Origin of the sequence: Dietzia sp. (assembly GCF_036741115.1) — a bacterium.
In the GTDB taxonomy this organism is placed as follows: domain Bacteria; phylum Actinomycetota; class Actinomycetes; order Mycobacteriales; family Mycobacteriaceae; genus Dietzia.
In genome coordinates, this window is record NZ_DAINST010000006.1 from 1 (window position 1) to 13,600 (window position 13,600).

General features: G+C 70.1%; 9 protein-coding genes and 1 tRNA gene. 6 read left to right on the forward strand and 4 right to left on the reverse strand.

Annotated elements, in window-relative coordinates:
- Window positions 1-89: 89 nt before the first annotated feature.
- On the reverse strand, window positions 90-1,268 hold the full coding sequence (locus V7E05_RS01725) for an FAD-dependent oxidoreductase (RefSeq protein ID WP_333617955.1): 1,179 nt from the start codon (window positions 1,266-1,268) through the stop codon (window positions 90-92).
- Between the two features lie 129 nt (window positions 1,269-1,397).
- Between V7E05_RS01725 and V7E05_RS01730 the strand changes: the two genes are divergently transcribed.
- Window positions 1,398-2,705 carry a glutaminase gene (locus V7E05_RS01730; RefSeq protein WP_442891568.1) on the forward strand — a complete coding sequence of 436 codons (1,308 nt, stop codon included), beginning with the start codon at window positions 1,398-1,400 and terminating at the stop codon, window positions 2,703-2,705.
- A gap of 80 nt (window positions 2,706-2,785) precedes the next feature.
- On the opposite strand, the gene V7E05_RS01735 is transcribed toward V7E05_RS01730, so the two are convergent.
- Window positions 2,786-2,858: transfer RNA gene (locus V7E05_RS01735), tRNA-Asn, on the reverse strand.
- Window positions 2,859-3,014: 156 nt separating this feature from the next.
- The gene (gene dnaG, locus V7E05_RS01740; protein WP_333617957.1) at window positions 3,015-4,946 is read right to left on the reverse strand and encodes a DNA primase; all 1,932 of its coding nucleotides are present in this window, start codon (window positions 4,944-4,946) and stop codon (window positions 3,015-3,017) included.
- Between the two features lie 36 nt (window positions 4,947-4,982).
- Here dnaG and V7E05_RS01745 point away from each other — a divergent pair, with 36 nt between their 5' ends.
- A complete protein-coding gene (locus V7E05_RS01745) occupies window positions 4,983-7,094 on the forward strand; it encodes a TPM domain-containing protein (protein WP_333617958.1) in 2,112 nt (703 codons plus the stop codon).
- Between the two features lie 31 nt (window positions 7,095-7,125).
- Here the strand turns inward: V7E05_RS01745 and V7E05_RS01750 are convergent, their stop codons facing one another.
- The gene (locus V7E05_RS01750) at window positions 7,126-8,913 is read right to left on the reverse strand and encodes a putative PEP-binding protein (protein ID WP_333617959.1); all 1,788 of its coding nucleotides are present in this window, start codon (window positions 8,911-8,913) and stop codon (window positions 7,126-7,128) included.
- 202 nt (window positions 8,914-9,115) lie between these two features.
- On the opposite strand from V7E05_RS01750, the gene V7E05_RS01755 reads away from it, so the two are divergent.
- The 4 genes from V7E05_RS01755 to V7E05_RS01770 all read left to right on the forward strand — a co-directional run bounded on the left by V7E05_RS01755 (window position 9,116) and on the right by V7E05_RS01770 (window position 13,596).
- On the forward strand, window positions 9,116-9,892 hold the full coding sequence (locus V7E05_RS01755; RefSeq protein WP_333617960.1) for a DeoR/GlpR family DNA-binding transcription regulator: 777 nt from the start codon (window positions 9,116-9,118) through the stop codon (window positions 9,890-9,892).
- The gene (locus V7E05_RS01760) at window positions 9,889-10,980 is read left to right on the forward strand and encodes a 1-phosphofructokinase family hexose kinase (protein ID WP_333617961.1); all 1,092 of its coding nucleotides are present in this window, start codon (window positions 9,889-9,891) and stop codon (window positions 10,978-10,980) included. The genes V7E05_RS01755 and V7E05_RS01760 overlap by 4 nt, the downstream gene beginning before the upstream one ends.
- Window positions 10,981-11,043: 63 nt before the next feature.
- Window positions 11,044-13,242, forward strand: a complete 2,199-nt coding sequence (locus V7E05_RS01765; RefSeq protein WP_333617962.1) for a PTS fructose transporter subunit IIABC — start codon at window positions 11,044-11,046, stop codon at window positions 13,240-13,242.
- Between the two features lie 93 nt (window positions 13,243-13,335).
- On the forward strand, window positions 13,336-13,596 hold the full coding sequence (locus V7E05_RS01770; RefSeq protein WP_333617963.1) for an HPr family phosphocarrier protein: 261 nt from the start codon (window positions 13,336-13,338) through the stop codon (window positions 13,594-13,596).
- Window positions 13,597-13,600 lie beyond the last annotated feature (4 nt).

Consider the following 13,600-nt stretch of genomic DNA (forward strand, 5'->3'; position numbering starts at 1 on the left):
CGCCGGTCCGCGAGAAGTAGTGCATGGGATTCCTTTCGCCGATCGCCAACTCGATTTCAGGTTAATCGCGATTACCCGAAATGGCAGCTTTATGTCGCGGACCCGCGTTGTGGCTCCCTGTCCCCGAGGTATTCGCGGGCCATGGTCACCGCGGCGCGGCCGGCGCGGTTGGCCCCGACGGTCGAGGCGCTCGGCCCGTACCCGACGAGGTAGACGCGGGGCTCGTCGGCGACCATCGGCGGGTCGAGGAAGATCCCGCCACCGCGACCGCGGAGGTGCAGCGGGCCGAGGTGCCCGAGCTCCCAGCGGAAGCCGGTGGCCCAGACGATGGCGTCGACGGGCTCGAACGAGCCGTCGGCGAGGCGCACACCGCCGGGCTCGATGCTCCGGAACATCGGCCGGCGAGCGAGGATCCCGGCGGCCTGTGCGCGGCGCAGCTCCGGAGTCCAGCGGAGCTCAGTCGAGGCGACGACGCTCTGCGGCGCCATCCCCATGCGCGCCCGCTCGGTGACCTTCTCGATCACCTCGCGCCCGTGCTCGGCTGTAAAGCCACCCTCGTGGAACTCCGGCGGGCGGCGGGTAAACCACAGCGTCTCCCCCACCTCCGCGATCTCGAGTAGGAACGTGAGCGCCGAGATCCCGCCGCCGACCACGGCCACCCGCTGCCCGGCGAAATCCTCCGCGCGGCGGTAATCGACGGTGTGCACCTGGCGCCCACGGAAGCTCTCGGCGCCGGGTACGTACGGAACGAAGGGCTTGGTCCAGGTCCCCGTCGCGTTCATGAGCACCCTCGCGCGCACGATCCCCGTGGGATCCCCGGAGACCTGCTCGGAGACCGGCGCGTCCGCGTCGACGAGCTCCGCCCGCAGCCACGAGCGGGGATCGTCCGGGTCTTCGAACTCGACCGATCGCACCCGCACCGGGCGCTCCACTCCGAGCCCGAAGCGCTCCTCGAAGCGGCCGAAATAGTCGGGCAGCGCGAGGTTCGAGGGTCGCGTGGGCGGGACGTCCTCGCGGGGCATCCCCGGTAGGTCGAAGATCCCGTTGACCCGGTCCATGGTGAGCGAGTCCCACCGGTGTCGCCACGCCCCTCCCGGTCCGGGATTCGCGTCCACCATGACGAACGAGCGGGCGGAGCCCGCACCTACGCCGTCATCGTTGCGGGGCAGAGGCACGAAACCGGTGCGCCGGAGGTGGTAGGCCACGGAGAGTCCCGCCTGCCCGGCCCCGACCAGGAGCACGTCGGCCGAGCGGATCCGGGGGCTCACCTGTCCCGACCCGAGCCGGCCGGCGAAGCGGACGCGCAGACGTAGTGTGGGCGGTACATCACGGAACCGACTCTATACAGACTTTCGATCCCGTCCGCCTGCGCCGAGACGCGGGGCGAGAAGCAGGAGCTGCGCGTGCATTCACTGATTTCCGATTACCTCCACGAGATCATGACCGACAGCTCCTCGAGCGAGGGCGGCACGGTCGCCGACTACATCCCTGAGCTCAAGAAGATGGATCCGAACCTCCTCGGGATCGCGCTGTGCACGCTCAACGGCCACCTCTACAGCACGGGTGACGACACCGCGCCGTTCACCATCCAGTCGATGTCGAAGCCCTTCGTCTACGCCGCGGCGCTCAAGGAGCACGGGCTGGACAAGGTACTTGACGTCGTCGATGTCGAGCCGTCCGGCGAGGCCTTCAACGAGCTCTCCCTCGACGACGAGACGGGCCGCCCACTCAACCCGATGATCAATGCCGGTGCGATCGCGGTCAATCAGCTCATCCTCGGCGAGGAGGCGGCGGTCGAAGACCGTATCGCGCATATCCGCGACTTCTTCTCCCGCCTCGCGGGACGGGAGCTCGAAATCAACCAGCGGGTCGCGGATTCCGAGATCGAGCACGCGGATCGTAACCTCTCTCTCGCACACATGCTGCGCTCGTACGAAGTGATCCAGGACTCCGCGCACGACGCCGTCCGCGGCTACATCGAGCAGTGCTCCATCGAGGTCACGGTGCGCGACCTCGCGGTCATGGCGGCGACGCTCGCGGGCGGCGGCACGCAGCCCGTCACGGGCGAGCGCATCCTCTCCCCCGCGGTCGCGCGGCAGGTCCAGGCGGTCATGGCGTCGGCGGGAATGTACGACGCGGCAGGACGCTGGATGACGACGGTGGGCATTCCCGCCAAGTCGGGCGTGTCCGGAGGCATGCTGGGAACGATGCCCGGCCAGCTCGGACTCGCGACGTTTTCCCCGCCGCTCGACAAGAAGGGGAACAGCGTTGCCGGCGCGCGTATCTTCCAGAATCTCTCGCAGGACATGGGCCTGCACCTCATGTCCACTGAGCCCTACGGCATCCAGACCGTCCGCTCGATCCGCACCGCGCGGAACTACACCGTGGTGCGCCTCCAGGGGTACATCAACTTCGCGGCCGCCGAGCGCTTCGTCAGCCGGATCGGCGAGGCGAAGATCAAGACCAAGTCCTTCGTCCTCGAGCTGGCTCGCGTGAGCGGGGTCAACGGGGTCGGACGGCGAATGATGCTCGAGGAGCTCCGGCGCATCCGCAACAGCGGCGTCGAGGTGTGGATCTTCGACCCCGAGAACGTGCTCCCCGATCCCGACCTCGGCGACGGCACGTACCCGCGCAAGCAGTCCCGCCGGGCGGCATTCGCCCTGCTCGACGACCTGCGGCGCTCCGCGAGCACCCCGACGGAGTAAGACGCGCCGCCGACTGCGCAACCGAGTGGAGTCGCCGAGGTACGAAAAAGCCCGCTGCGAAAGCAGCGGGCTTCGTATTGCTCCCCCAACTGGACTCGAACCAGTAACCCTTCGATTAACAGTCGAATGCTCTGCCAATTGAGCTATGGGGGATTATTACGGCGCAACAACGCCCTTGTGAGGCGTTCTCGCACCGGAAGAAGACTCTACATGCAGCGCGATGGATGGACCAAATTGCCGGGCACGACCAGCGGCGCCGGGCTCGAACGCCCGCTCGAGGGCCGCTCGAGCGCGCGTTCGGGCGCCGGCTCAGGCCATGCCCTGGGTCGCCCCACTCGCCTGCTCGAGCAGCACCCGACGGTAGGACTCGAGGGCGATGAGATCGCCGAACGCCGCCGAGTATTCCTCGGGCTCCGCCGACGGGTTCATCCTCTGCACCGTGCCGCGGAGCACCGCGATCTGCTGCGAGACCCAGGTCTCCTGGACCCGCGCGATGACCCCCTCGACGAAGTTCGGGAGCCTCTCCTCGGACACCGGGATCTCCTCGGTGGCGAGCTCCCCAACGAGCGAGCGCATCCCCTGTGCGGCCGCGGACGCCGGCATCGCGGCGACGATGGCATCGATCCACTCGACCCCCGCGATGCCCGCCGCGGTTCCCCCGGCGGCCGCGATCGCCTCGGCGAGCGCGCGGTACGCGGGGTGCCGGAACGTCTCCGCAGGCAGGGAATCGAAGAGCGAGCCGGCGAGGCCCGGCTCCTGGACTGCCGCCTTGAGCGCCTCCCGCTGGGGCCACAGGGACGGGTCGCGACGATCGGGAAGCAGCATGCGCGGCGCGGGCGGCTCGGTGTCGGGACGTCCGGCGTCAGAGGCGGTTGTCCTTCTCCTAGCCGGGCGCCCCACCGGGGCGGACGGGCGGCGCGCCTCCTCTCGGACCCTCCGCACGACCTGGGAGGGGTCCTCCCAGCCGACCCAGCCGGAGAGCTGGCGTGCGTAGTCGTCGCGGAGCGCGGCGTCGCGGATGCGGGCGACCACGGGGACGGTCTCGCGCAGCGCGTCGACGCGCCCCTCGGCCGTGTCGAGATCGTGGTTGTCGAGCATCGTGCGGATCGCGAACTCAAACATCGGCACGCGCGAGGCGATGAGCTCGCGGAGCGCGGCGTCGCCGTGGTTCTGCCGCAGGTCGTTGGGGTCCATGCCGCCGGGGGCGATCGCCACGAAGGACTTGCCCGCGAACTGCTGGTCCCCCTCGAACGCGCGCATCGCGGCCGTCTTGCCGGCCTCGTCGCCGTCGAAGGTGTAGATGATCTGCCCGCGGAAGTGGTTGTCGTCGAGGAGGAGCCGGCGAAGGAGGGTCATGTGCTCGGTGCCGAACGCGGTTCCGCACGTGGCGACGGCGGTGGGGATGCCCGCGGCGTGCATCGCCATGACATCCGTGTACCCCTCGACCACGATGGCCTGGCGCTGCTTGGCGATCTCCTTGCGCGCGACGTCGATACCGAAGAGCACCTGCGCCTTCTTGTAGACCATGGTGTCGCGGGTGTTGATGTACTTGCCCATCGTGTCGTCGTCGAAGAGCTTGCGCCCGCCGAAGCCGACCACCTCGCCCGCGCTGTTACGGATGGGCCAGAGCACGCGCCGGTGGAACCAGTCGATGTAGCTTCCGCGCGAGGACTTTCGGGACAGCCCCGCCGCCTCGAGGTCGGCGTATTCGAAGCCCTGTCGACGCAGCTCGCGGGTGAGCGAGTCCCAGCCCGAGGGCGCGTAGCCGCAGCCGAAGATCGCGGCCGACTCCCGGTCGAAGCCCTTGCCCGCGAGAAACTCCCGGGCGACCGCGCCTTCCTCGGAGCCGAGCTGGGCGGCGTAGAACTTCTGCGCCGCGGCGTTCGCGGCGATGATCCGCGCGCGTGCGCCGCGATCGGGAGCGCCGGTGTCCTCGCCCTCGTAGTCGATCCGGTAGCCGATCTTGTCCGCGAGCTGCTCGACGGCCTCGACGAAGGAGATGTGCTCCATCTTCATGAGAAAGGAGTAGACGTCCCCGCCCTCTCCCGTGGAGAAGCAGTGGTAGTACCCGTGCTGCGGGCGGACGTGAAAAGACGGGGTCTTCTCGTCCTTGAACGGCGAGAGCCCCTTGAGCGAGTCGACGCCGCCCGGCTTGAGCGCCACGTATTCGCCGACGACCTCTTCGATGCGTGTCCGCTCGCGGATCGCGGCGATGTCCTTCTCCGGTATCCGCCTTGCCACGTCCCCCAGGGTAGCCGCCTCAGTACGATTCGAGGTATGCCTACCTCCCCGCTCGCCGCCCCCCGCCGACCGGGCCGGCTCCGGCCCGCCGCCGCTCTCCAGGCGCTCGTCGCAGTGGTGCTGGCTCTCGTATGCGTGACGGCGCTGGCGGCCTCTCCCGCGTCGGCCGAGGCCCCCTCGCGCCTGGGCGGGCAGATTACCGACTCCGCGGGCGTGCTCGGCGGGAACACCTCCGAGGTGCAGGCGGCGATCGATTCCCTGTCGGAGAAGAAGGGCATCTCGTTGTGGGTCGTGTACGTCGATTCCTTCGACGGCCTCGGTGCCGAGCAGTGGGCGGAGCAGACCGCCTCGCTCTCCGGTCTCGGTAGCACCGACGCGCTTCTCGCCGTGGCGGTGCAGGACTCCAACTACCAGCTGCGCTACTCAGGCTCGGAGTATTCCGAGTCCGAGCTACAGAAGGTCGCCACGGACTCCACCAAGCCGGCCTTGTCGGAGAAGGACTGGGCGGGCGCGGCCACCGCGACCGCGGAGGGTCTCGGTGGCGGGAGCTCGACGGGCGTGTCCGGGGTCGCGACGCTCGTGCTCGTCGCGGTGCTAGCGCTCGTGTTGCTCATAGGTATCCCGCTGTGGCTGCGCTCGCGGCGAAGGAAGAACGAGGCGAAGCAGCACGAGCGGGCGATGAACATCTCGGCCTCCGACTCCCGCTCCCTCTCCCAGCTCGACAACTCCTCGCTCGACAAGCGCGCCCGGGCCGCGCTCGCTTCGGCCGACCAGTCGTTGCGTTCCTCGGGCGCCGCGCTCGAGGCCGCGCGTGCCGAATTCGGCGATATCCGGGTACGCGAATACCTGTCGGCGATCGAACGTGCCGGAGCCCTCGTCGGCGAGGGCCACCAGCTCGTCACCGAGCTCGACGACACCATTCCGGAGACCCCGGCGCAGCAGAAAGAGATGCTTCTGCAGCTCGCCCAGGTCTCCGGGCAAGCCGAGGGAATTCTCGACGAGCAGCGATCGGCATTCGACTCGATGCGCCGCATGCTCGTGGGCGGCGACGGCGCGGTCGACGGTCTCCGCCGGCGCACCGTGACGGTCCGCTCACAGCTCGATGCCGCGCGCGCAACACTCACCGAACTCGCCGCGAACTACCCGCCGGAAAATCTCGCCTCGGTCCGCGACAACCCGGACCTGGCCGAATCGCTCGTGGCGAGCGCCGAAGCGGAGCTCGACAAGGCGCGCACCGCACTGGCGGACCCGAGCGGCCAGCAGGGCGCTGCCGTCGACCGGATCATGCACGCCACCGAGGCCGTGGAGAAGGCCGAGACGCTACTCGGCGCCGTGGACAACGCCGCGGCCGACATCGCCAGCGCGAAAACCGAGCTCCCCGGGCTCCTCGACGAGGTGCGGCGCGAGCTCGACCAGGCGGGGCAACAGCTGGCCGACACCTCCCTCGATTCGGAGCTCGCTTCAGCCCTCGCCTCGGCGGCCGACAAAGCAAAAGCGGCGCTGTCCTCGGCCGAGTCTCGTGCGGACGTCGACCCGCTCGGCGCCTTCCGTTCCCTCGCCGATGCCGACCTCGAGCTCGACCGTGCGATGGCCGACGCCGAGCGGGAGATCACGAACGCCGAGCGGATGCGCCGCACCGTCGAGACTGCGCTGAACGCGGCGCGCTCCGAGTACCGCGATGCCGCCGACTTTATCCACTCCCGCGAGGCCGTGATCGGCCAGGGCGCGCGCAGCAAGCTCTCCGGTGCAGAGCGCGCCCTCGCCGACGCCGAGGGCGCCGAGGGCTACGTCGCAGCCGAGGCCGCTACCGCGTCCCGGGGGCTCTCGCGCCAGGCACTCGAGGCCGCACAGCGCGACGTCCAGGACAACTCCGCACAAGCCGCGAGCTTCGACGGGGGTTATGGCGGCTACGGCGGGTATGGCGGATTCGGCGGCTATCGCGGGTACGGACGCCGCGGTCGCGGCAACTTCGGCAGCGCTGTGGGCGGCGAGCTCGCGGGGGCGTTGGTCCGCGGCGTGCTCTTCGGCGTCGGATCGAGCTTCGGCTCTCGCGGCGGTTTCGGCGGGGGCTTTGGCGGAGGCAGCTTCGGCGGTGGCGGCGGGAACGGCGGCGGAGGCGGTGGCGGATCCGTCGGCGGGCGCTTCTAGCGCCGGTCCGCGCTAACCCCTTCGGCCAGGCCTACTCGCCTTCGACCAGCGCGATCACGGCGGCCTTGGCCTCGCGAGCCGAGTTCGCGGCCAGCGCGGCCTCGGCCGCTGCCGCGCACGTTTCCTCCGTGACCTCCGCGAGCTTGGCCCCGACGAACGGCACCGCCGCCGCGGCGGCGGACAGGGAGGTGACGCCGAAGCCCTTGAGAACAATGGCGAGATAGGGATCGGCGGCCGCCTCCCCGCACACGCCGACGGGAACGCGCGAACCGCCGCCCGCGGCCCGCGCTTCTGCCGCCCGCGCCACATGCGCCACGAGCGCGAGCACCGCGGGCTGCCACGGGTCGGTGAGCGTGGCGAGGTGGGGGCTCATCCTGTCCGCGGCCATCGTGTACTGGGTGAGGTCGTTGGTACCGATCGAGACGAAATCGACGATCGGCAGAAACTTGTCGATGGCCACGGCGGCGGCAGGGATCTCAATCATGATCCCCGGGCTCAGCCCCCTGTCCCTGCAGCGTGCCGCGAAATCCTCGGCCTCCGAGACCGTGGCGACCATGGGAGCCATGACCTGCACTGGGCTGCCGGTGGGCAGGCGCTTGGCGGCCTCGGCAAGCCCGTCGAGCTGGCGATCGAGGAGGCCGCGGTCGAGGAGATCGAGACGGAGCCCGCGGACGCCGAGCGCCGGGTTATCCTCTTCCGGGAGACCCGCGAAACTCACCGGCTTGTCCGAACCGGCGTCGAGGGTGCGGATCACGACCTTCTTGCCGGGGAACGCCTCGAGCACCTCGGCGTACATCTCGGCCTGCTCGTCGACGCTCGGCTCTTCCGGGCGGTCGAGGAACGCGAGCTCGGTGCGGAACAGGCCGATTCCCTGGGCTGGCCCCTGTGCAGCGCGGCGCGCCGACTCGCCGTCCTGCACATTGGCGAGGAGGTCTACGGGGGTGCCGTCGGCGAGCTCGGCAGGGCCGGTCCACTCGGCGGCTCGTGCACGGAGCTCGGCATCCGCCCGCGCGCGGGACTCGGCCTCGGCCGGGTCGACGCCAACCCTGATGGTGCCGGTGGAGCCGTCCACGAGCACCGCGGCACCCTCGCGAAGCTCCCCGAGCCCCGCGACCGCGACCACGCACGGGATGCCGAGCTGGCGCGCGATGATCGAGGTGTGCGAGGTGGGCCCGCCGAACTCGGTGACGATGGCGCGGACGGAACCGGCATCGAGCCCCGCGGTGTCGGCGGGCGCGAGGTCCGCCGCGGCGAGCACGGAGTGCGTAGAGATCTCCGGCACTCCTGGCTCGGGAATCCCGAGCAGCTCGGCGAGGACGCGGGCATTGATGTCCTCGAGGTCGGTGATCCGCTCCGCCTGCCGGCCGCCGAGTTTGGCGAACATGGCGACGAATTTCTCGGTGACGAGCTTGGCTGCGCCCTCGGCGCGCACCCCCTTGGCCACGTGTTTGCCGGCTTCCTTGAGCCAGCCGCGGTCCCTTGCGAGCTGAGCGTTGGCGGCGAGCACCTCGGAGGAGGAGCCCGTCGAGCTCTGGGCGCGGGCCATGAGCCGATCCGCTACGGCGCCGGCGGCCGCCGCGAGACGCGTCTTCTCCGCCTCCCGGCGCTCCTCGGCATCCTCCGCGGCCAGCGCGGGATCGGGGTCGGTCTCCACCTCGATCGACTCTCGGCGCACGCGCACGACGGGGGCGTAGGCGATCCCGCCGACCACTCCGGTCCCGTTCCATTCGCGTTCGCCGAGGTCTCCGTAGTCCCAGCGGTCCCCCGGGGCCTGCCCCTGTTGCGAGCCAGACGACGCTTCCGAATTCGAGTCCGACATCCGATTCCTCCTTCTGCCGACCGATCTGCTGCGCTCTTTCCCCGCAGTCTAGCCACTGAGCTTGACAAATCCACACGCTTGGGCGGTAATTGACCCATAAACTCACATACTCGGGCATTAACCGCACAGAATCATGTTGTACTGATCACGTTTCGCCCCGAGGTCGCTCGCTGCCGGTTCCGCCGCGCCAAGGAGGTCGCCGATGTACTCGCGCCAACGCCAGCGGCTCATCGTCGAGCACGTCGAGGAGCACAGCGGGGCCAGCGTCGCCGATCTCGCCGCCCGCTTCGAGGTAAGCCACGAGACCATCCGCCGCGATCTCGCCGCGCTCGAGGATGTCGGACGAATCGAACGCACGCATGGTGGAGCGATGCCGGCCGCCACGCACGCCGAGCAGAGCCTCGAAGCGCGCCTCCTCGACCACCTGGATGCAAAACGCGCCATCGCACGTATCGCCGGCGACCTTCTCCCCGAGCCGGGCGGTTCGATGATTCTCGACGCGGGATCGAGCACGGCGCAGCTCCTCGCCCACATGCCGCCCTCGACGCTCTCGGGTCCCGGCGCGCTCGACATCTACACCGATTCCGCCCCCATCGCCGCGGAGCTCGCCCGTCTCCAGGCCGCAAAGGTCGGCGTCTTCGGCGGCACCGTCCGAGGGATCACCGGCGCGATCGTCGGCTCGGGGGTCGTCGATTCGCTGCGTCGCCTCCGCGTCGATGTCGCGTTCATCGGCGCCAACGGGCTGCACCCGGAGCGGGGGCTCACCACCCCGGATTCCGCGGAGGCCGCCGTCAAGAGCGCCCTCGTCTCCGCGGCGCGCACCGTGGTCCTCCTCGCGGACTCGAGCAAGTTCGGGCGCGATCACGTCGTCGAGTTCGCGGCGTCCGAGGACATCGACATCCTGGTCACCGATTCCCAGCCGCGCGGCGCCCTCGCCCGCTCGCTCGACTCCGCAAATGTAGAGGTCTTAGTCCCATGATCGAACAGCGCGCCACGAGCGAACCCCGCACCCGGAGCGGAAGCGAGCCCCGTTCCGTGATCGCCACCCTCACCATGAACCCCTCCGTGGACCGCACGGCGGGCCTCGACACCGAGCTCGAGCGCGGCGGGGTCAACAGGCTCGGCGGGATCACAGACGTCGCAGGAGGCAAGGGAATCAACGTCGCGCGTGTGGTCCATGACTCGGGCTCGGCCGCCGCGGCCGAGTCCATCGCCGTGTTCCCCGCCGCCGAGTCCGATCCGTTCGTCGCCATGGTCCGCGAGGCCGGGATCGCGCACGAGATCGTCCCCGTCACCGCGCCCGTTCGGGTCAACCTCACCGTCACCGAGCCCGACGGCACGACGACCAAGCTCAACGCCCCGGGAGCGGAGCTCGCCGCAGACGTGCAGCGCGCACTCATCGATTGCGTCGCCGGTGCCGCGCGCGGGCGGAAGAGAAACGGCACCCCCGGCACGGCTGGCACCGAGAACTGGGCGGCACTGTGCGGCTCTCTCCCCTCAGGCACGTCACCGGATTTCTATCTTTCGGCCACCGAAACGCTGCATGACGCCGGACTGCGCGTCGCCCTCGACACCTCCGATGCCCCGCTCGAGGCGCTCGCCGCCGCCCTACGCTCAAGGACATCGGGCGCGCCCGCGCCGTTCGCCCCCGATCTGATCAAACCCAACGGCCTCGAGCTCGGGCAGCTCACGGGACTCGACGGGATCGAGCTGGAGCGAGCGGCCTCTGCGGGCGACCCCCGCCCCGCCGCGGAGGCCGCCGCCCGCCTCGTCGAGGCAGGTATCGCCTCCGTGCTCGTCACCCTCGGCGGCGCGGGCGCCGTGCTCGCCACGGCCGAGGGCGCGTGGTTCGCCGAGGCGCCGCGCATCGAGGTCCGCTCCACCGTCGGCGCCGGCGATTCCTCCCTCGCCGGCTACCTGCTCGCTGCCGGCCGCGGCCTCGGACCCGCCGAGCGATTGCGCTGGGCCGTGGCCCACGGTTCCGCGGCCGCGGCGCTCCCCGGAACGGGACTGCCCGCGGCGCTGGACGTCGCCGCGGCACCGGCCTTCGCCGTCACACCTCTCTGAATACTTTCCCTCTTTCCCCTCCACACGGATCCGCCCGGATCCCCCGGACAAAAGGAACGACCGATGACATCCGAACCGCTGATCGAGAAGGCGACCGTTCGCCTCGACGCCGATCTGGGCTCGTCGAAGGACGAGGTGATCCGCGCGCTCGCCGACACACTCGTCGACGCCGGGCGCGCCACCGACACCGAGGCCCTGCTCACCGCGCTCCTCGCCCGCGAGGAGAAGGCGGCCACGGGGATGAAGGGCGGGTTCGCCATCCCCCACTGCAAGAGCGCGGCCGTGAACCGGCCGAGCCTCGCCTTCGCTCGCCTCGAGCCGCCCGTCGATTTCGGCGCCGAGGACGGCCCCGCCGACCTCGTGTTCATGCTCGGCGCACCGGACGGTGAGGGCAAGGCCCACCTCAAGATGCTCTCGAAGCTCGCCCGCAGCCTGGTGAAGAAGGACTTCGTCGCCTCGCTCCGCGCCGCGAAGAGCGATGACGAGGCCGTAGACCTGATCCTCGGCGCCATCGAGGACAAGCCGAAGGCCACCGAGGGATCCGCTGTTGACGGTGCCGGGAGCGCTGCCGGTGCGGCGACCGCGGGCACGGCGGCAACGGGAGCCGCGGCAGCAGGCACTGCCGGCTCTGCCGCTGCAGGCGCCGAAGCCACCGACGACGCTTCCGCGAACGGCGGCGACTCGCCGGTCCGCATCGTCGCCGTCACCTCGTGTGCCACGGGCATCGCGCACACGTACATGGCCGCCGATTCCCTCGAGCAGGCAGCAAAGGAGAAGGGGCTCGTCTTCGCCGTCGAGCCGCAGGGCTCCTCGGGTACGACCCCGCTGTCCTCGCAGCAGATCGCAGAGGCCGACGCGGTCGTCTTCGCCACGGATGTCGGGGTACGTGACCGCTCCCGCTTCGCCGGGAAGCCCGTCGTCGAGGGCCCGGTCAAGCGCGGCATCGACCACCCGAACGAGATGCTCGACGCGGCGGTCGCAGCGGCGAAGGACCCCAACGCCACCCGCGTCTCGGGCTCGGCGTCCGCCGAGGACGGCACAGCCGCAGGCGCAGCCGGCGGGAGCGGCGGCGAGCACTGGGCTCGCACATTGCAGCGCGGGGTGATGAACGGCGTAAGCTACATGATCCCGTTCGTCGCCGCCGGCGGCCTGCTCCTCGCGCTCGGCTTCCTCTTCGGCGAGTACGACATGGCGAACGTCTACTCCGAAATCGTCACGAACTTCTCCCTGTGGGACCTGCCCGGGCACCTCTATCAGCTCGACGGATCGCTCGTGGGCCAGGGCACACAGGGCGCCGAGGAACTCCGCCGCACCGGCTTCCTGCTCTACTTCGGCGCCGTGCTGTTCGCCATCGGCCAGGCCGCGATGGCCTTCATGATCCCCGTGCTGTCCGGCTACATCGCGATGGGCATCGCAGACCGCCCCGGTCTCGCGCCCGGTTTCGTCGGCGGCGCCATCTCGCTCACCCTCGACGCCGGCTTCCTCGGCGCACTGATCACCGGCATCCTCGCGGGCTTCCTCATGCGCTGGATGTCGACGTGGACCGTGCCGTCGTGGATGCGCGGGCTCATGCCGGTCGTGCTGTTCCCGCTCCTCGGCTCCATCGTCATCGGCCTGCTCATGTTCCTTGTCCTGGGGCGCCCCATCGCGTGGCTCATGGAGACACTCACCGATGCCCTGTCGAGCATGTCGGGTTCGTCCGCCGTCATCCTCGGTCTCGTCCTCGGCCTGATGATGTGCTTCGACCTCGGTGGCCCCGTGAACAAGGCGGCGTACGTGTTCGCGACGACCGGGCTCAACCCCGACGAGCCCGCGACGCTCAAGATCATGGCCGCCGTGATGGCCGCCGGCATGGTCCCGCCGATCGCGCTCTCGGTGGCGACGTTTGCGCGCAAGCGCCTGTTCACGCCGGCGGAGCGCGAGAACGGACGTGCGGCGTGGCTGCTCGGCCTGTCGTTCATCTCCGAGGGCGCCATCCCGTTCGCGGCGGCGGACCCGCTGCGCGTGATCCCCGCGATGATGCTCGGCGGCGCCACCACCGGCGCGCTGAGCATGGCGTTCTCCGTCGAGTCGTACGCGCCCCACGGCGGCGTATTCGTGTTCTTCGCGATCAGCCCGTTCGTCATGTACCTCCTGGCGATCCTCGCCGGGGTGGCCGTGTCGACGGTCGCCGTGGTCGTCGCGAAGTCCATCGGCAAGCGGGCGGAGACCGTGGAGAAGGCGGAGATCGCCGCCGAGCGTGCTCAGGCCCCCGTGGCCTAGCCCGATCCCCTAGCTTGGTGGAACGAGCGCGTCCCACCTACCCGGCCCCAGCAGCCACATTCCCCAGCGCACCCCACAGGAAGAGAGAACATCATGGCCAGCACCACAGTCGTCGTCGCATCCGCCGAGGGCCTCCACGCCCGGCCCGCCGGGATCATCGCCGAGGCCGCAGAGAAGTACGATGCCGAGATCGAGCTGAGCACCGAGGACGAAGACGATCCCGTCGACGCCGCATCGTCGATGATGATCATGGCGCTCGGAGCGGAGAAGGGCGCATCCGTGACAGTCACCTCCGAGGACGAGGCCGCGGTCGCCGAGATCGCCAAGCTCATCGAGACCGACCTCGACGCCTGATCCC

Excerpts from the sequence above, each read along its gene's own strand:
- V7E05_RS01745 (WP_333617958.1), top strand. The coding sequence starts at position 4,983 with ATGCCTACCTCCCCGCTCGCCGCCCCCCGCCGACCGGGCCGGCTCCGG.
- V7E05_RS01750 (WP_333617959.1), bottom strand. The coding sequence starts at position 8,913 with ATGTCGGACTCGAATTCGGAAGCGTCGTCTGGCTCGCAACAGGGGCAG.
- V7E05_RS01755 (WP_333617960.1), top strand. The coding sequence starts at position 9,116 with ATGTACTCGCGCCAACGCCAGCGGCTCATCGTCGAGCACGTCGAGGAG.
- V7E05_RS01760 (WP_333617961.1), top strand. The coding sequence starts at position 9,889 with ATGATCGAACAGCGCGCCACGAGCGAACCCCGCACCCGGAGCGGAAGC.
- V7E05_RS01765 (WP_333617962.1), top strand. The coding sequence starts at position 11,044 with ATGACATCCGAACCGCTGATCGAGAAGGCGACCGTTCGCCTCGACGCC.
- V7E05_RS01770 (WP_333617963.1), top strand. The coding sequence starts at position 13,336 with ATGGCCAGCACCACAGTCGTCGTCGCATCCGCCGAGGGCCTCCACGCC.